General features: G+C 70.7%; 15 protein-coding genes and 1 pseudogene. 10 read left to right on the forward strand and 6 right to left on the reverse strand.

The annotated features are described in order from the left end of the window. From KGQ19_RS39970 to KGQ19_RS39985, 4 genes and pseudogenes are all read left to right on the forward strand, one after another. Positions 1-239, forward strand: a pseudogene (locus tag KGQ19_RS39970) (2-oxoglutarate dehydrogenase, E2 component, dihydrolipoamide succinyltransferase); the annotation flags it as partial. A gap of 69 nt (positions 240-308) precedes the next feature. Beyond that, on the forward strand, positions 309-1,115 hold the full coding sequence (locus tag KGQ19_RS39975; RefSeq protein WP_212019221.1) for a DNA alkylation repair protein: 807 nt from the start codon (positions 309-311) through the stop codon (positions 1,113-1,115). 317 nt (positions 1,116-1,432) lie between these two features. Then, positions 1,433-2,206 carry a DUF6082 family protein gene (locus KGQ19_RS39980; RefSeq protein WP_212019223.1) on the forward strand — a complete coding sequence of 258 codons (774 nt, stop codon included), beginning with the start codon at positions 1,433-1,435 and terminating at the stop codon, positions 2,204-2,206. Positions 2,207-2,287: 81 nt separating this feature from the next. Further along, a complete protein-coding gene (locus tag KGQ19_RS39985; RefSeq protein ID WP_212019225.1) occupies positions 2,288-3,427 on the forward strand; it encodes a winged helix DNA-binding domain-containing protein in 1,140 nt (379 codons plus the stop codon). Between the two features lie 110 nt (positions 3,428-3,537). Here the strand turns inward: KGQ19_RS39985 and KGQ19_RS39990 are convergent, their stop codons facing one another. Then, on the reverse strand, positions 3,538-4,626 hold the full coding sequence (locus KGQ19_RS39990) for a phosphodiester glycosidase family protein (protein ID WP_230420178.1): 1,089 nt from the start codon (positions 4,624-4,626) through the stop codon (positions 3,538-3,540). A gap of 129 nt (positions 4,627-4,755) precedes the next feature. Between KGQ19_RS39990 and KGQ19_RS39995 the strand changes: the two genes are divergently transcribed. Further along, complete coding sequence (locus tag KGQ19_RS39995; protein ID WP_212019229.1) at positions 4,756-5,337, forward strand: DUF4365 domain-containing protein; 582 nt, start codon at positions 4,756-4,758, stop codon at positions 5,335-5,337. Next, positions 5,334-6,146 carry a hypothetical protein gene (locus tag KGQ19_RS40000; RefSeq protein ID WP_212019231.1) on the forward strand — a complete coding sequence of 271 codons (813 nt, stop codon included), beginning with the start codon at positions 5,334-5,336 and terminating at the stop codon, positions 6,144-6,146. The genes KGQ19_RS39995 and KGQ19_RS40000 overlap by 4 nt, the downstream gene beginning before the upstream one ends. Before the next feature lie 350 nt (positions 6,147-6,496). Here the strand turns inward: KGQ19_RS40000 and KGQ19_RS40005 are convergent, their stop codons facing one another. Further along, positions 6,497-7,849 carry an MFS transporter gene (locus tag KGQ19_RS40005; RefSeq protein ID WP_212019233.1) on the reverse strand — a complete coding sequence of 451 codons (1,353 nt, stop codon included), beginning with the start codon at positions 7,847-7,849 and terminating at the stop codon, positions 6,497-6,499. 115 nt (positions 7,850-7,964) lie between these two features. On the opposite strand from KGQ19_RS40005, the gene KGQ19_RS40010 reads away from it, so the two are divergent. The 3 genes from KGQ19_RS40010 (at position 7,965) to KGQ19_RS40020 (ending at position 9,809) form a co-directional block, all read left to right on the forward strand. Then, positions 7,965-8,501, forward strand: coding sequence for a MarR family winged helix-turn-helix transcriptional regulator (locus KGQ19_RS40010; RefSeq protein WP_212019236.1), 537 nt, complete (start codon positions 7,965-7,967; stop codon positions 8,499-8,501). Between the two features lie 112 nt (positions 8,502-8,613). Then, complete coding sequence (locus KGQ19_RS40015; protein WP_212019238.1) at positions 8,614-9,168, forward strand: type III secretion system chaperone family protein; 555 nt, start codon at positions 8,614-8,616, stop codon at positions 9,166-9,168. Between the two features lie 251 nt (positions 9,169-9,419). Beyond that, complete coding sequence (locus KGQ19_RS40020; protein ID WP_212019240.1) at positions 9,420-9,809, forward strand: hypothetical protein; 390 nt, start codon at positions 9,420-9,422, stop codon at positions 9,807-9,809. A gap of 13 nt (positions 9,810-9,822) precedes the next feature. On the opposite strand, the gene KGQ19_RS40025 is transcribed toward KGQ19_RS40020, so the two are convergent. Next, on the reverse strand, positions 9,823-10,827 hold the full coding sequence (locus KGQ19_RS40025) for a DMT family transporter (protein ID WP_307856655.1): 1,005 nt from the start codon (positions 10,825-10,827) through the stop codon (positions 9,823-9,825). 121 nt (positions 10,828-10,948) lie between these two features. On the opposite strand from KGQ19_RS40025, the gene KGQ19_RS40030 reads away from it, so the two are divergent. Further along, positions 10,949-11,959 (forward strand): hypothetical protein, encoded by a 1,011-nt coding sequence (locus KGQ19_RS40030; protein WP_212019242.1) that lies wholly within the window; start codon positions 10,949-10,951, stop codon positions 11,957-11,959. Between the two features lie 54 nt (positions 11,960-12,013). Here KGQ19_RS40030 and KGQ19_RS40035 read toward each other — a convergent pair whose 3' ends face one another. The 3 genes from KGQ19_RS40035 to KGQ19_RS53535 form a co-directional block, all read right to left on the reverse strand. Further along, on the reverse strand, positions 12,014-13,795 hold the full coding sequence (locus KGQ19_RS40035) for an ATP-binding SpoIIE family protein phosphatase (RefSeq protein WP_212019244.1): 1,782 nt from the start codon (positions 13,793-13,795) through the stop codon (positions 12,014-12,016). Between the two features lie 394 nt (positions 13,796-14,189). Further along, a complete protein-coding gene (gene pknB, locus KGQ19_RS40040; protein WP_212019246.1) occupies positions 14,190-16,013 on the reverse strand; it encodes a Stk1 family PASTA domain-containing Ser/Thr kinase in 1,824 nt (607 codons plus the stop codon). Positions 16,014-16,145: 132 nt separating this feature from the next. Continuing rightward, positions 16,146-17,075: an eCIS core domain-containing protein gene (locus KGQ19_RS53535; protein WP_212019248.1), complete on the reverse strand. Its 930-nt coding sequence runs from the start codon at positions 17,073-17,075 to the stop codon at positions 16,146-16,148. Between the last annotated feature and the right edge of the window lie 439 nt (positions 17,076-17,514).

A 17,514-nucleotide genomic window follows, 5' to 3' on the forward strand; every position in this document is an offset into this window, starting at 1 on the left:
CGCCGGAGGGGGCCGGGGTGCCGGCAGAGGTCGCCGGGGTCGCCGGGGTGGACGGCGTCGCGCTGGCGGCGCTCCCAGCGCTCGCCGCCGGGGCGGCGGCGCCGTGCCCCTTCGAGCTGCCGCACCCGGCCAGCCCGGCCGCCAGCGCCGCCGTGATCGCGGTGATCGCCGTGGCCTTCGCGGCCGCGCCGGACAGCGTCCTGATCCGCATGGTCGTCCCTCCTGACGGTGAACACTGATCGTCCATCCTGCCCGAACGGCGCAGCGGATGGCGCCGGATCATGGCCGGCGATCGTTAGGCTCACCGCGTGACAGATGCGACGACCACCCCGATCCCCGCCCTCGTGTCCGGGTTCGACCACGACCTGGACGGCCTCGGCACCGCCGCCCGCGCGACCTACGACCAGCAGTACCACAAGAGTGAGTTCGCGCACATGGGGGTCCCGGTCCCGGACCTCCGCAAGCTGGTGAAGGGCATGTACAAGGAGATCGGCGGCCGGCGCGCGACCCACGGCGACGTCCACGGCCTGGCCGCGGCCCTGTGGGACACCGACATCTACGAGCGCCGGCTGGCCGCGGTCTTCGTCCTGGCCCAGGGTGTCCGCCTGCTGACCGCGGACGACCTGCAGGACCTGACCCTGATGCTCCGCGACGCCCCGATGTGGTCCCTGGTCGACCCGCTGTCCGGCGACGTCGCGGGCAAGATCGTCCTGCGCGACCGCGAAGGCACCTCCCGCACCCTGGACCTGTGGGCCGACGACGGCGACTTCTGGCTCCGCCGCGCCTCCCTGCTCGCCCTGATCCCCGCGATCCGCGAAGGCAAGCCGGACCTGGTCCGCTTCACCCGCTACGCGGACCCGATGGTCGACGAGCGCGAGTTCTTCATCCGCAAGGCGATCGGCTGGGTGCTGCGCGAGATCGCGTACAAGGACCCGACCTGGGTCGCGGCCTGGGTCACCACGCGCCTGGACCGGCTGTCCGGCGTGACGTTCCGCGAGGCGGTGCGGCGGCTGCCGGAGGACGCCGCGACCCGGCTGACGGCGGAGTACAAGGCGGCTGGGGGCGGGCGGCCCGGGAAGGCGGCGGCGCGGGGCGCGGCTGTGGCGGTGGGTTGAGGGCGGCGGCTTGAGGTGGTGGCTTGAGGGTGATGGCGCGCGGGTCGCGACACGGCGTGCCCTCGGTGGCGGCCGGCTCCAGCGCGGCCATCAGTCCGACGGCCTCATCCGCGCACGGGGTGTCGTGTTCTGTCGTGTTCTCTGGTGCGGGTCGGGCGACCCGGGTGCCATCCAGGAACCGGCGGATCACTGAAGGGACCTGACCGCAGGTCGCCTGAACAGCGTCGGTAGACGCCGTCCACGGGCCCTGACACGCTGCATTGTCGGTAGGCTGCCGCCGGCTCGGCCTGGTCACCGGGACCGGCGCGTATCGGGGGGTGATCAATCTGATATCTCGTCATCGGACCGCCGCTGCAATGCCGGCGGCTCGGCGGCTGGGGGCAGTTCTGGGAGTCGTCGCGGTCGCGACGGGGGTGCTGGCCGCGGTGCTCTTGTCGCCGTTCGCCTTGGAGGCGGTCTCCGGCTCCAAGGGCGCGGATTGGAACAAGCTGAGCCAGATCGGCGCGGCGTACGGCTTCACGTCGGCAATCGTTTCGGCACTGGCCTTGACCGGCGTCGCCGCCTCGCTGATCGTCCAGAACCGGCAGGCCAGGGCGGATCAGGTCCAGGGGATTCGCAGCTACTACCTCGAACTGGTCCGCCTGGAACTTGACGATATGCCGCTGTTCCAGCCTGTTTGGGGCGACACGGACATCGCCGATCCTCATGAGCGGAAGCGGCATGTCTATGCCGATCTCATGATGAACTACGCGTGGATGGGCTTCGAGATCGGGACGATTGGCGAGAGCCTGCTACGGGACATGCTCGCCGGGATGTTCACCGGAGAGGCTGGGCGGCTCTATTGGAGCAGGTCTCACACCTCTTGGATCGCCAGTTCGTCCGGAAGCCGTCGCGGGCGTCGCTTCCTGGCCATCGTGGGCGAGGAGCACGGTCGTGCGGTCGCGGCCGGGCCGCCCACTCGCTCCGCTATCGCCAGTGCTCCTGCCGGCCCGGCCGCGGGACCGTCACCCGCGCGGCTCACGTCCGTCAGCGCGCTGATCGGCCTGGGCACCGGCTTGGCGGTCGCGTCGCTCCTGCGTCGCCGACGCTAGCCCCACGCCCCGCGTCCCGCGCAGCCGGCCCCGCGCTGCCCGCGGGGTGTGCATGTGGGCGCGGCGACGTAGTTTCGGGCCATGCGGACCTTGAGCGCGGACGAAGTGCGGTGGCTGCGGCTCCGCGCGCAGGGCCTGGCGGGCGAGGCGAGTCCGACTGTGGCGAGTCCACATGTGGCGAGTCCGACCGTCGCGACCCCGACCGTGGCCGAGGCGGTGCGGGGCGCGGCGGCGATCCAGGCGCAGGCGTCGGGCCCGGCGCGGCTTCAGGTCTGGTCGCGGACGCGGGGGCTGCGGGCGGCGGATGTCGACGCGGCAGTGGCCGGGGCCGTGGTGGTCCGCACCTGGCTCATGCGCGGGACGATCCATATGGTCGCCGCCGAAGACCTGCGCCCCTTCCTCGCCGTGCTCGGGCCGGTGAATCTGCGCGCGGATCGGCGCAGGCGGGATCAGCTGGGGCTCACCGACGAGCTCTGTGGGCGCGCGATGGCGGCGCTGGCGAAGATCCTCGGCGGTGGCAGGGCCCTGACTCGGGCCGAGATCGTTGCCGAGTTGGCCGGGTACGGCATTGCCATTGATCTGAAGAGTCAACAGCCGCCGCACCTGCTCGGGTTCGCGGCGCACAGCGGTCTGATCTGCCGTGCCCCCGACGCGGCCCGCGACGAGCCCACCTACGTGCTGCTCGACGACTGGTTGGCGCACGACTGGCCGGCGCACGATCGGTCGGCGCACGATCGGTCGGCGCACGCGCCAGCCGCACCCGACCGCGAAACCGCCCTGGCCCGCCTGGCCACCCGCTACTTCGCCGCCTACGCTCCCGCGACCACCGCCGACTTCGTCGCATGGTCCGGCCTGTCCGCCGCCGACGGGAAGGCAGCCGTCGCGCTCATCCGCGACGGTCTTGAGGAAGTCGACCACGAAGGCCTGCGCCTACTCCTGCCGCGTGGCACCGAACCCATGCCGCCCGAACACCCCTACCGCTACCGCCTCCTGGCCCGCTTCGACCCCTACCTCCTAGGCCACCGCTTCCGCGAGCTGATCCTCGACCACGCCTTCGCCAAGCGCGTCAACGCCGGCGGCGGGATGATCGCGCAGACCATGCTGGCCGACGGCCGGGTCGTGGGGACGTGGAAGACCGGTCAGCTGGAGCCGTTCGAGGCGATGCCCGACGCCGCGACCGAGGGCTGGCAGCGTGAACTTGCCGCCGCCGCAGTCTTCTGACCCCGCCGATATCCCTCAATAGGAGTAATCCTGCGGCTATTGGGCATCTGCCCCGTGGCGGACATTGCAGGCGGTCAGTGCAGGCGGTTACTACAGATCCAGATCAGAACTCACCGCGCGTAGACGACAACGAAGTCCCGCTCGTTCCCGGACGTGAAGCGTTCCGCCGGCCCGAGCCACGACGCGGGCTGCGTCCACCGTCCGGTCGCGTACGTCCCGAAGATCGGTCGCGAGAAGTTGATGTCCAACTCCATGGCGCGCACCGCGCCGGCCCGCTGGAGATACTGCGCGAGTTGCAAGGGTGACGCCCCGTGCACGGCCGCGTAGAGCACCCTGCCGTCGGCCGTCACCCCGATCCCCGAGCGGTTGCCGTGCACGTCCGAGGAGTTGTTGGTGAAGCCCCACGTCCGCTCGTCCGCCGAGGTGCCGTTGTTGAGATTCGCCGCGAGTTTGCCGTCGTTGATCATCAGGGCCAGGTTCTGCCGCACCCCGAGGACATCGGAGCTGGGCAGTCCGCCGGGCCACGCCAGGACGTCCATGGAGCCGTCCTTATAGAAGACCTCGGACGCGGTACCGGTACGCAGCGATCCATATGCCGTGCGTCCGCCTAGGTAGAACCCACCCCAGGAAGCGTCATTGGCCATGAGGAACCCACCGTTCCACCCGGCGACCAGCCCGCTCGCGCTCGCGGCATTCCCGCCCGGCCACCCGGACCCGCCGGGGACCTGCGAGCCGGCGTGCAGCGCGAAGCGCACGGCCGCGGGGTCGAAGCGGGCGGCGAACGCCGAGCCGTCCCCGGCCAGTTCCACTCCCGCCGAGGTCGTCCGCCAGGCCGGTGCGTCCCCGACCGGCTCGGAGTCGAGGTACGGCGGCAGCTTCGTGGCCGGCCCGTTTGCGGACGAGCCCGGCGCGACCGGCACGTGGTGCGTCGCGGACGAGGACGGCGAGGACGGCGAATTCGCCCCCGGCGTTGAGGAAGCAGAGGATTCAGCCGAGCCGCCCGGCGAACCGGCGGCCGAAGACGAGGGCGAGGCGCCGCCGGACGGCGGACTCCCCGGCTTCCCGGCGCTGGAAGAGACTCCCTTGCCACCCGCCACGGCGTCCGCGGCAGACCGCGAACCACCCGAAGAACACCCGGTGACGGCGACCACGACAGCTGCGGCGGTCGCGGAGGCGAGACCGAAGCGTTTCCCGAACATGCTGCTCACGTGGATCACTTTAGATGTTCACCCGGAGTCAACGGTAAGTGACCTACCGATGACGGATAGTCCAGGTTACTCTTGTATCAGGACCCGATAACCCCCATGAGAGTGCGTATAAGGGAAACCATGACGGGGACGATCGACCAAGGGTTCCAGGCCAACGAGAACAAGACCGGGGGCGCCGGACGCCCCCTGATCCTCGGCGACTCCGGACACCAGGGCGACTTCGGTGAGACCTTCATCAGAGCCCTGGCCGCCGCGGCCAACCTAGACGCCCTGCGCTCCGACCGAGACCGGGTCGGGGTGGACTGGACGCTGCGCTACCCCGCCGCGGACGGACGCCGCGGGTTCCCCCTGATAGACGCCCAGGTGAAGTCCTGGTCCGACCCGCGCGGAAACGACGTCGCCTGGCGTTATCCGCTGGAGGTCAAGAACTTCAACTGGCTCGCCGGCCGTGACTACCTGGTGCCCAGGTTCCTGTTCCTGGTGGTGGTCCCGCGGGCTTCCTCGGCGTGGACGGACATCACCGCGGACCGGCTAATCCTTCGGCACGCCGCGTATTGGGCGTGTTTCCACGACGCGCTCCCGTTGCCCGGAAGAAACCGGTCAAGTACGTATACAGTACGCGTCCCGCGTGAGAATCTGCTTACTATCAGGGCCCTCCACGGGCTGTTCGGCGATGAGTTCCGGGAGATGCTCACGTCATGACCGCTCCCACTTCCGCATCCGGCCGGGCCGCAAGGCTCCGGCCGGATGACGTACTCCGCTATTTGGCAGCGACGGGCTGGCGCAGAGGCCGCGACTACGGGCGCGGCCAGATCTGGGAACTGGACCCGCCGCCGGGGGTCGCGAACCCCCACCCCTACGAGGTGCTGGTGCCGCTGGACCAGCGGCTGCGCGACTATCCGCTGCGTATGACCGACCTGCTGGAGACCGTCGCGAACGCTGAGCAGCGGGACGCGGACTCGGTGCTCGGCGATCTGGACCTGCGGTGGGCGGACGTCCTCTACGTGCGTCTCAACGAGTTCTCCCTGGCCGGTCTGGCGCCGGCCATGACCGGCTTGCGGGATCTGGCGCTGGCCGCGGCGCGCGCTGTGGACACCAAGCACGCCTGGAACTTCGTGCGCGGGGCCGAGGTCGGCACCTCACGCACCGGAGTGCCGGTCCTCACGATCCGGACCGTCCTCACCCCGGACATCGGGGAGCCGGTGGAGCGGAAGGTGACGCGGACCATGTACGAGGGGGTCCTGGGTGCCTTCCGCGCGGCTATAGGGGATCACGAATCGCAGGCGTACTTCCCGATCGTGAACGGCTACCGCGCGACCCGCCCGACGCTCGCCAAGGAGGTCTGCGCGGCCCTGGCGCGCATGGGGGGACGTCAACGCAGCGGCTATGAGTTGCGCTTCACGTGGTCGCCGGACGTCCCGTTCAAGGGCGACCAGGCGGTCTTCGAGTTCACCCCGCACGTGCTTGGGGAGGTGGCACGAGCGGCCAAGGAGCTGCGCGACTTAGGCTGACCGCGTTTTAGGCTGGGGGTATGTCTTCCTCCATCCGCGGCGCCTATGAAGAGTACGGAGCGGAGGAGTATTACAAGCGCTTCGGGGCCGCGTACCGCAATCCCCATGAGACCGCGGTACGCGCCGTCATTCAGGAGAGCGTGGAGCGGAACTCTCTAGAGCTGCACCACGTGTTGGACCTGGCGTGTGGCAGCGGAGAGGCGACGCGCGCGCTCCTGGAGTTGGGTGCGGAGCAGGTTGACGGAGCGGATCCCTATACGGCCGCCGCTTATAGCGCCGCTATAGGGAGCTCTGCAGAGGAGCTGAGCTTCGAGGACGTGGCCGGCGGCGCCCTGGCCGGCCGCCACTACTCACTGACGGTGTGCAGTTTCGCGCTTCACCTGGCCGACGCGTCGCGTCTTCCGCTGCTGGCGTGGCAGCTGGCCCAGGTCTCCGACGCGCTGCTGATCGTGACCCCGCACAAGCGGCCCGACCTGCGGGCCGAGTGGGGCTGGCGGCTCGTCGACGAGTTCGTCCGGGACCGGGTGCGGGCTCGGACGTACCGCCACGGCGAGGGTGAGCAGACAGACGGCCAATAGGCCGCCGAACGCATAGCGGGATCCGCGTCCGCTGTCGTGGTGCGCGAACGCTATAGCGGTGGTCACCAGAAACACTCCGCCAGAGGTACCGAGGCTGCGTGCGGTGTTCAGCAGTCCGCTGACGACTCCGGACTCCTTCTGGGGCACCGCTCCCATCACCTGTGCGTTGTTCGCCGGGGCGTAGGCGCCCAGCCCCAGGCCCAGGACGCCGAGCAGCGGCACCAGCACGGCCGGCTCGAACGGCAGCACCAGCAGCCCGGCCAGGGCCGCGACCGCCAGGCCCAGCCCGATCTGCGCCCGGCACTTCAGGAACGAGGCGCCGATCGCGAAGCCGACCGGCAGCGTGGTCAGCACCAGCCCGGAGGACAGCGCGCTGCTGCCGCGGGCCGCCATGATCACCGGGACCAGGACCAGCGGGCCGAACAGCACCAGGTAGCCGCCCGCAGCGCCGAGCAGGCCCCAGCGCACCTCGTGCTTCTTCAGCGGGGCCAGGTCCGGCCGGAACCCCGGGTTGCGCTCACGGGTGCGGGGGAGCAGGTAGACACCGCCGATCAGCGCCACCACGCCGACCGGGACGTTCACCCCGAACACCCAGCGCCAGCCGAGGGTGTCGACGAGCAGTCCGCCGACCGCCGGGCCCAGGCCCAGGCCCAGGGCCTGCGCCGCGGCCTGGATACCGAGGGCCTGGCGCAGCTTCGCGCGCGGGGCGGCGTTGGAGATCAACGCGATGCTGTTGGCCTGGAGCATCGCGGCGCCCAGGGCCTGGACCACGCGGAAGGCGATGAGGGTGTCCAGGCTCGGGGCCAGGGCGCAGGCGGCGGACGCGGCGGTGAAGACGCCGAAGCCGTAGATGTAGAAGAGCTTGCGGCCCAGGGCGTCGGACAGCCGGCCGGTCGGGACCAGCAGCAGGGTGAGCGTCAGCAGGTAGGACAGCGAGACCCAGGAGACCGCGGACAGGGACGCGTGGAACTCGGTGCGCAGGGCCGGGTAGGCGAGGGTGGTTATCGAGGCGTCGAGCTGGCCCATGAAGGCGCCGAAGCAGACCGTCAGGATGGCCAGCCGCCAGGCCGTGGGCAGGGTGCGTATGCGTTCGGGGCGTGGGCGCTCGCGGAGGAGGACGTTCACAAGTTCCAGCGTACTCCGAAAGTTTCGGACACCGAAATATTCGGAGCGCCGACACTGTGTCTCAACCGCGCGGAGGGGCGGGCGCAACCGGGCTCTCGTCTTCTAAGGTGCGGACATGCCAACGCCGGTGCCGCAGACCCCGCCCCCTCCGCCCACCACCCCCGACGCGACGGCGCAGCAGCTCACCGACGTGGTGACGCGGCTGCGGCGCGCGCTGCGCACGTCGATCCGCACGGAGTACCCGTGGGAAGCGCTGCCGATGGCGCAGATCGAGCTGATGCAGGCGCTCAGCGACCGGTCCCCGGCCCGGGTCGGCGACCTCGCGGCGCGCCAGCGCCTGTCCACCTCCACGGTCAGCGGCCTGATCGGCCAGCTGATGACCGCCGGCCTGGTGGTGCGCGGTACGCACGCCGACGACCGCCGGGTCGCCGTGGTGGAGCTGACCGAAGCCGGCCGCGACCAGCTCGCCGACTGGCAGGCCGCGCACCAGCGGCGCATCGGCGCCGCGCTGGACCGGCTGGAGGGGCCCGAGCAGGAGGCGGTGGCCGCGGCGCTGCCGGCGCTGGCGAAGTTGGTGGAGTACTTGTTCGCCGGGTCGGGGTTGGGCGCTGAGGTCGGCGGTGCTGAGGCCGGCGGCGCGGAGTCGGAGTGAGGCCCTACTGTGTGTTCCGGCATCCGATGTCCCGCCCCACGAGTACAGCCTCACGCCCGGGTGATGACAGGATGGAAGGGCCAACTTCTGAATCTGCCGCTGAGGACAACGCATGACCATCGACCCGGGAGCCATCCCGAACTTCGGCCCGCAGCAGCCGCCGCAGGGGCCGCCGCCGATCATCAAGCCGGACGCCAAGCTGATCGGTGACCTGTTCGAGCAGGTCGGGATCAAGTACGGCACGGATGACGAGGGCGACACCGTCGCCTCCTGGCCGGGCTTCCGCCTCTACGCGATGTTCCGCGGCGAGGCCAAGGAGCTGTTCGCGATCCGGGCGTTCTACGAGCGGGCCTACCCGCTGGAGGAGAAGCAGGAGCTGCTCGACGTCATCGACGAGTGGAACCGGGACTCGCTGTGGCCGAAGGTGTACACGCACACCAACGAGGAGGGTGTGCTGCGCCTGGTCGGCGAGTCGCAGATGGTCGTGCCGCAGGGCGTGAACGTCGACTTCTTCGTGGGCAGCGTCATGAACTGGGTGCAGGCCTCGATCGGCTTCCACAGCTGGCTGGCCGAGCGGCTGGGGCTCGAGGTCGAGGTGGACTCGGTCGGGCAGGGCGATGACGACGATTCGGACGACGACGGGGACTCCGGCGACTCCGAGGACTGATCCGGGTTCGGGCCGCTGTTCGGACCGCTCCCGCGACCTCTTGGCACGACCGCTCCTTGGTATGACTGCTCCTTAGCGCGACCGGCGGCTGACGGTTCCACGTCAGCCGCCGATTCCGTGTTCGAAGCCGGATCGCGGCGTCCGCCGTCGTCGCGGGCCCCGGCCCTCCTGCGTCCCGCACCGGCGCGTCAGCGGATTTCGGACACTGCGATGTGCGCGCGCCAACCGCGCCGGAGTGTCAGAATCAGGGGATGGCGACGGGGCTCAGCAGGATCCGGATCGAGGTCGGCGGATCAGAACATTGGGGCGTCGAGGCGGCCGTCCGCCCGATGATCGACGGCCGCGACATAATCCGCGAGGCCTTCGTCTCCGGCCCGGGCCTGCCCCCCGAAGTACTCCTGCGGCCGAACGGCGAACTGCGCGCCGACACCGAGCCGCGCGAGGTGGTGCTCGCCGAGGCGGACTGCGCGCCGGACTGCTGCGGGGCACTGTGCGTGACGATCAGCCTGGACGGCGAGCAGGTGGTGTGGGGCCGCTGGCGGGACCTGAAAGGGCCCGCGCCGGTGCTGCCGGAGTTCCGGTTCGACGCGGGGGAGTACGACGAGGAGATCGCCCGGGCCGAGCAGTCGGTCGGCGGGTGATCGGCGCGCCGAGCTAGCGCCGCCGCCCGCCCAGCTCCACCGAATACATCGCCGCCAGCACCAGCGCCGCCCCGATCCAGCCGCGCACCGCCAGGGTCTCGCCGGCCAGCACGCCGGTCACGCCGGCGAACACCGGCTCCATGGTCAGCACCACGGCGGCGCGCGTCGCGGGCATGCGGGCCTGCGACCAGGTCTGGAGGAAGAAGCCGGCCGCCGTCCCGAGCAGCGCCGTCACCGCGATCGACGCCCACCCCGCCGCGCTCGACGGCAGCGTGAGCAGGTGATGTCCGAGCCCGTTCCCATGCCCATGCCCATGGCCGTACCCGTACCCGTACCCGAGCCCGAGCCCGTTCCCGGCCACCGCCAGCAGCAGCGACACCGCCGCGACCGTCCCGATCTGCACCACGGCCAGCGCGTAGGCGTCGTTGCGGTGCGACCACTCGCCGAGGCCCACGATGTGCACGGCGAAGAAGAACGCGCCGACCACCGTCAGCAGCTCGCCGCGGCCGATCGACAGGCCGTGCAGCGAGATCAGCCCGAGTCCGACGGTGGCCAGCACCACCGCCGCCCACACCGCTGACGGCACCCGGCGGCGCAGTACCACGGCGGCGATCAGCGGCGTGAAGACCACGAACAGGCCGGTGACGAAGCCTGAGACCGACGCCGAGGCGGTCTGCAGGCCGAAGGTCTGCGCCGCGTACCCGGCCGCCAGTACCAACCCGAGCAGCACGCCGTGCCGCCAACCGCCGCGTCCCAACCCGGCCAGCGTCTTCGGCCGCACCGCGAGCATCGCCGCGCACGCCACCGCGAACCGCAGCCCGAGGAAGTCCAGGACCGGCACCGAGGCGATGGCGTCCTTCACGACCAGGAACGTCGTGCCCCACACCGCGGTCGTGAACAGCAGCCCGCCGGTTGCCAGGAGCGAGGATCGGCGCGAGAGTGCGTAGGCGTCCGCGTACTGGCTCTGGCTCAGCGCTGATTCGGGGGCGGGGACGGGAGCGGGGACTTCGATGGTCACGCGTCGAGTGTTTCATAAAGTTGCCGAATAGTGGATTTATATTCGATCGGCGAGAAAGCTCATCTCAGCGTCTTGGTACAGTGACCGCTCGAACCTGAATGCGAAGCTGGGGGACAAAACCGTGCTGGAAGCGTTGGCCGAGTTCGTTCGGGCCCGGACGACCGCGGAGGAGATCGACGCTCTGCGCGAGGGCCAGGGGCTGCTCCTGCCGTCGGCGGCCGGGGCGGAGGTCTCGGACATGATGGCGCCGCAGGACCCCGCGGAGCTGACCGCCAACGTCGTGTCCGTGCGCAACCTCATGCCGGGCGGGGACCTCTTCCACACGGCCGTCCTGGCGCTGCTGTGCGGCACGCTGGTCGAGCGCGGCGCGGACCCGGGCGCGGCGATCGACGCCACCTTGGACCTGTTCATCCAACAGCTGGACGCGCTCGCCGAGCAGCGCCGGCGCGACGACGGGATCGCGACCGACGGGATCGTCACCACCGCCGGACAGCTGACGTTCATGGCGACGATGACGATGCTGTCCCGCTCGGTCGGCACCCGCAAGCGCTGGCGCGGCCGCCCGGAGCTGATGGCGCGGCTGGACGGACTGGAGGAGGCCGGCCTGGTCCCCTGGTTCCTGCGCGAGGTCTTCACCCTCCACGACGACGTGGACCTGCTCCTGCTGGACCCGAAGAACCGCCGCGCGTACCAGTTCCGCATGGTCGGCGTCCGCGACCGGCTCTACCACTGCTACGCGCTGCTCCAGGACGCGCTGTTGCGGCACACCGGCCCCGGCTATCTCGGCGCCGAGCCCGTCGACCCGGACATGGTGCGCTACGCGCGCAACCGCGATCTCGGCGAGGAGGAGTTCGGGCAGGACGACCCCGGGCGCGAGCGCATGAACGACCACCTGCGGTTCAACTTCAGCGTGCCGGGCGCGGTGATCATGCCCGGCTCCGCCTCGCCGTCGGAGCTGCCGACGCTGGACGGGCTGCCGTTCCTTCTGGTCGAGCCCAAGGGGATGTCGATCAACTGGAATCCGTCGAACATGTACGGGGTGGTGCACGAGGCGCTCGCCGCTTCGGTGGAGTTGGTGCGGGAGCTCGACCGGGAGCGGGCCGAGGTGCTGCTGGTGAAGTGCGGGTTTTAGAACCCTCTAGAGGGCTCTAGAGGGTCTTATAGGCGAGGCGGGCAACCGCCGCTCCTAGACTGCCGCCGCCACAGCCAAGCCCTCCAATGCGAACCAAACAACCTTCCCCGTGGAAGTCCGCCGCGACCCCCAATCCGCCGACAACTCGCTCACCAAGAACAGCCCCCGCCCGCTCTCGTCCAGGTCGTCCGGCAGCGCCGCCGGCCGGGGCTCCGCGCCGACCTGGTCTGCCACCTCGCAGGTGAGGCGTTCGTCATACGACAGCCGGATCTCGATCGGGCCGGGGCCCGCCGCGTGCCGGACCGCGTTCGTCGCCAGTTCGCTGACCAGCAGCTCCGCCGTCTCGATCGTGTCCTCCGGCAGGCCCCAGGAGCCCACCTGCTGGCGCACGAAGTGGCGGGCCTCGCGGACCGCGTACGTCTCGGCCGGCAGCTCCCACGACGCCGAGCGGGACGGTGCCCGGCCGATGCGCGCCACCAGCAGGGCCAGGTCGTCGCGATCGCCTTCCAGGACCAGGGTGCGGGTGAGGGTGTCGCAGATCTCTTCCAAGCCCGCCTCGGGGTCGCCCAGGTTGTCCAGCAACAGCTGTAATCCGTCTCCGATGTCGCGGTTCTTCGACTCCACCAGGCCGTCGGTGCACAGCACCAGCAGCGAGCCCTCCGGCAGGTCCAGCGTCCAGGACTCGAAGGGGTCCGAGACGAAGCCCAGTCCCAGCGGGCGGTTCGCCGGGACGTCCTCGATCCGTGGCTTCACCGCCGGGTCCGGGTGGACGATCACCGGCGGCACGTGCCCGGCGCGCACGATCTCGCAGGTGCGGGCCGCGGGGTCGTGCACCGCGATGATGCACGTGGCGAACAGGTAGCTGTCGGCCATGTCCGGGAGCAGGGCGTCCAGGTGCCCCATCAGCTCGGTGACGGGGAGTTCCAGGCGGGCCAGGGTGCGGACCGCGGTGCGGAGCTGGCCCATCACCGTGGCGGCCTGCATGCCGTGCCCCATCACGTCGCCGACCACCAGTGCCACCCGGCCGCCGGTCAGCGGGATGACGTCGAACCAGTCGCCGCCGACCTCGGCCACGTCGCTGCCGGGCAGGTAGCGGTGCGCGACCTCCATGCCGGGCGGCGGTTGGACGCGTTTGGGCAGTAACGAACTCTGCAGGGTCAGCGCCTGGGATTTCTCCAGGTTGTACAGGCGCGCGTTGTCGATACACAGCGCGGTGCGCCGGGCCAGGTTGTCGGCGAGTTCCACGTCCCGGCCGCAGAACTCGGCGCGCTCGGCGGGGTCGCGGTTGAAGGCCAGCAGGCCCAGGACCCGGCCGCGGGCCATCAGGGGGCTGATGAGCAGGGAGCGGCCGGCCATGGCCCGGTAGAAGTCGGGGCGGCCGAAGTCCTCGGCGGTGCGGCCGGCCAACTCGTCCGGGACCACCGGGAAGAACAGGGAGCGCCGCTCGGCCATGCAGCGGGCGAACGGGGAGGCCGGCGGGCACACCGCGGTCTCGCCGATCGGCAGCGTGGACAACCAGAACTCGATCGGCAGCGGGTCCTTGTCCGAGACGCCGAGGGCCAGGCGGCGCACCCGGGCGCTGCCGTCCTTGAACGGCGCCGGGATCTCGTGGTGGGTGGCGACCCGCTCTTGGAGCAGGACCCACGTGGTGTCGGCGAAGTCCGGGATGGCGATGGCGACCAGTTCCTCGGCCGTGCGCACCAGATCCAGGGTGGTGCCGATCTCCTCGCTGGCCCGGTTCAGCAGGGCCAGGCGCAGGCGCACCGAGTCGGCGGTGTCGTGCCAGTCGTGCGGCGGCGCGGCGTGCCGGGGAGTGCGCTTGTCACCCCCCGTCACGGCCAAGCCCTGTTCGGGGACTCCTGGTGTGCCGGAAAAGGGAGTGGCAGCTTGTCCCGCCACCGTGCGATCCACTGCCTGCTCCCGCCCTCTCGTTACCTGCCCACCGTGCGCCGTCGCTCTGGCGGCTCAGCCCGCCGCCTTGAACCGGCGGATCACTCCGCCATCCCTCGCTCCGGCGGTTCACCCCGTCGCCGCCGGAGCCGGCTCACGTCCACTCATCCCCATACCCTTCCGGCAGACGGCTGACCATCGCTGACGTTCCGTCACCGATCGGATACCGCTCGGATACTGTCGAGTATGGGCATCCTGCGGGCCTGAACGGGCCGAATCGCTGAAGTCTTCCTCCCGGAAGGCGAAGCGGAGGGCGCACGCACTCCCGTCCTGCTTCCGTTCACGACAGCGGATTCTCGAAAATCGCCACAGGGTCCTTGTGCCGCGCATACGTGCCGGCCGCGGGCTGCTGTGAGTGAACGGTGTCGCCGAAGAACCACTTATTGACTTCTACGTTGTCGAACCCCGCCGCCGCCAGCGCGGCTTTGGCATCGTCCTCAGAAAGTCCGGTCACGTTCGGTACCGGGAAAGTCTGGGCGCCCTTGGACAACGTGAGGGTGACGGTGGCCCCGGGTTGGGCGAACTGTGGGTTGACAGCCACCACCGAGCCCTGCGGCACGGTCTCGGAGAAGGCCTGATCCGGGGCGATCACCACCTGGAACCCGGCCTGCCGCAGCGCCTGGGTGGCCGTATCAGTGCTCTGACCTGACTCGTCCGGCACCGCGACCGGCCGGGGGCCGCGGGAGACGGTGATCGTCACCGAGCCGCCCTTCTTCACCTTGCCGGCCGGGTCCGGGGAGGAGCCGATCACGTGCCCGGACGGCACGCTGTCGCTGTAGTCGGGCACCACCTGCGGGTGCAGCCCGTCCCGGGTCAGCTCGGCCAGCGCGGCGTCCTGGGTCTGCCGCAGCACCGAGGGCATCGCGCGGAACTGGCCGCTGCTCACCCACCACGCCGCGATCCCCAGGATCAGCGCGATGACGACGATCACGGCCAGCGCGTAGTGCCCGCGCCGCGGCCGCCACGGCTGGTCGGCCGGGATCAGCTGGCGCGGCTGGTTCGGCGAGGTGCGCGGCTTGTAGACCTGCTTGCCGCCGGGCTTGGTGGCGCGCGCGGCCGGGTCGATCCGGGTCGGGTTCGACGGCAGCGGCGGGGGCGGCGGCACGGCGCGGGTGGCCTCCGGCGCCGGCATCATCCGGGTCCGGGCGAAGTGGCGCTGCCCGGACATGTCCGCGAACTCCGCGGTCGCGGTGTGGTCCGGATCGGAGTCCTGAGGGAGTGCGCCGAAGTCCAGCGCGGAGTCCGGCAGGCTGCCGATGGTGCGCAGCACCTCGGCGTGCAGGACGTTGGCGTCCGCCGGCCGGTCCTGCGGGTCCTTGGCGGTGGCCCGGGCGACCAGCGCGTCCAGCGCCGGGTCCAGGCCGCGCACGCTGCCCGACGGGGCTGGCACCTGGTCGTGGACGTGCCGGTAGGCGACCTGGATCGGGGAGTCGGCGACGAACGGCTTGGCACCGGTCAGCATCTCGTAGAGCACGATCCCGGCGGAGTACACGTCCGAGCGGGCGTCGCAGACTCCGGATTTGACCTGCTCGGGCGCCAGATACGAGGCGGTGCCGACGATCATCCCGGCCAGCGACACCGTCGCCCCGGCCGCTGCCGAGCGGGCCAGCCCGAAGTCGGCGACCTTCACCGCGTACGCGTAGGCGCCCTGCTTGCCGATCAGCACGTTCTCCGGCTTCACGTCCCGGTGCACCATGCCGCCCCGGTGCGCGGCGCCCAGCGCCGACAGCACCGGCGCCAGCACCTCCAGCGCCTCGCGCGGGGTGAAGCGGCCGCGATCGCCCAGCAGCTCGCGCAGCGTCTGGCCGTCGACGAACTCCATGACCAGATACACGTGCCCGCCGTCGGCGCTCTGGTCGAACACCGCGACGATGTTCGGATGGGTCAGGCGCGCGGCGGTCTTCGCCTCCCGGATGAAGCGCGACACGAACTCCTCGTGCCGCGCCAGCTCCGGGTGCATGACCTTGAGCGCGACCACGCGGTCGAGCCGCCGGTCGGTGGCCAGGTAGACCGTTGCCATGCCCCCGCGAGCGATCAGGGAGTCGACCCGGTAGCGCTCGTCGAGGACCTGCCCGACCAGCGAATCGTCCAAAGTCTTGTCCACGTCGCAGAGTCTAGAACGTGTACGGCTTGGTGGTCGGGTGCGCTGACGGCGGGTTGCCACCGGACCACCCGGCCAGATCAGCGCGGGAGCGGGGCCGGGCCCGCGTGGGACCACCACAGGACCAGCGCCGGATCAGTCGACGTCGATCTCGATGCCGGCCGAGCGCATGTCGTTCAGCGCCGCCCGCGACGCGGCCTTGGCCTCGCTGCCGCGCAGATGGCTGGGCCGGTACAGGTGGTGCGCCTTGATCTTGATTTTGATGCGCTGGTCCTTGTGCCGGCCGAACTTCATCTTGGCCAGGTAGATCAGCCGCTCCGCGCAGCCGTCCTCACCCTCGTGCTTGGTGGTCGTCCCCCGGCGGGTGGAGCACGGGCTCGCGGACAGGGTGACGCGCAGCGTGTGGCTGTTCTTCCCCTCGTACATGCGCCGGCTGATGGCCTCCAGGACGTCGCCCCCGGCCTCCATGGTGGCCACATTCAGGTGGCCGGAGCTGGCGAACAGGATCGCCCGCTCGATCTCGTCGCAGAGCTGGTCCTCGGCATGGTCCCGCGGCGACCAGGTGGACGTCTCGCTGGTGTAGTGGCCGAGCCGGACACCGTTCAGGCTCGCGTTGAGGATCACACAGAATCCGGGGTGCGCCGTCACTTCCTCGCCGGGCGCGTAGCGGGCGCGCTGGATCCCGCCGCCGCGCTCGGCACCAGCCTGCGGCCCGGCAGCCCGCTGCACACCGCCCGCCGCCGGCACCGGCGCCGCCGCCAACAACGACGACCCGCCGCTCATCACCCGCGACGCGTTCGCCTCAGCCTGCCGCTCGAACCGGTCGGACGGATCGGACACCTTCAGCCCGGACCCGTCGGCAGTCCCGGCCACCGGCCCCTGCCGCTGCTGGATGACGTGGGTCAACTCATGCGCCAACGTGTGCTTGTCCGCCCCACCCGCACCGAGCACGATGTGGTTCCCGGAGGTGTAGGCGCGAGCCCCGATCTCAGCCGCCGACGCCCGCGCGGCCGCATCATCATGCACCCGCACATCGGAGAAGTCGGCACCCATCTTGGTCTGCATGTCATCGCGAGTCGTACTGTCCAGCGGACGGCCCGAGCCACGCAGCACGTCAGGCACAGACGAGCGCTGAACCTCCGGCTGCCCCCCGTGCCCACAGCCGGCACCATGCTGATGCTGCTCGGCCAGCCACGGATCACCGGCCTCCCGCATCAACTGCACCACCGCGGCATTGCCGACCGACGACTGCAACGCGAGCAGCTGCGCAGCCGCCCCGGATCGTCGCGACGCCGGACCCGCAGCCCGCTGTATCGCTGTCCGTCGCTCGTCGGCCTTCTCGCCGTTCGCGTGCATCGCTCACCAGTCCCCACGGGTCGCCGGCGCCGTGTCGGCACTCCTCGGGTACGAGTAGACACCGGGGTGCCGATGTTTTGACAGGCTCGTGGGGACACTGGTTGCTGCCCTTGGGGGCAGTTGGGGGCTGTCTCTTATACACCTCTGA

The organism is Catenulispora pinistramenti, from assembly GCF_018274385.1.
In the GTDB taxonomy this organism is placed as follows: Bacteria; Actinomycetota; Actinomycetes; order Streptomycetales; family Catenulisporaceae; genus Catenulispora; species Catenulispora pinistramenti.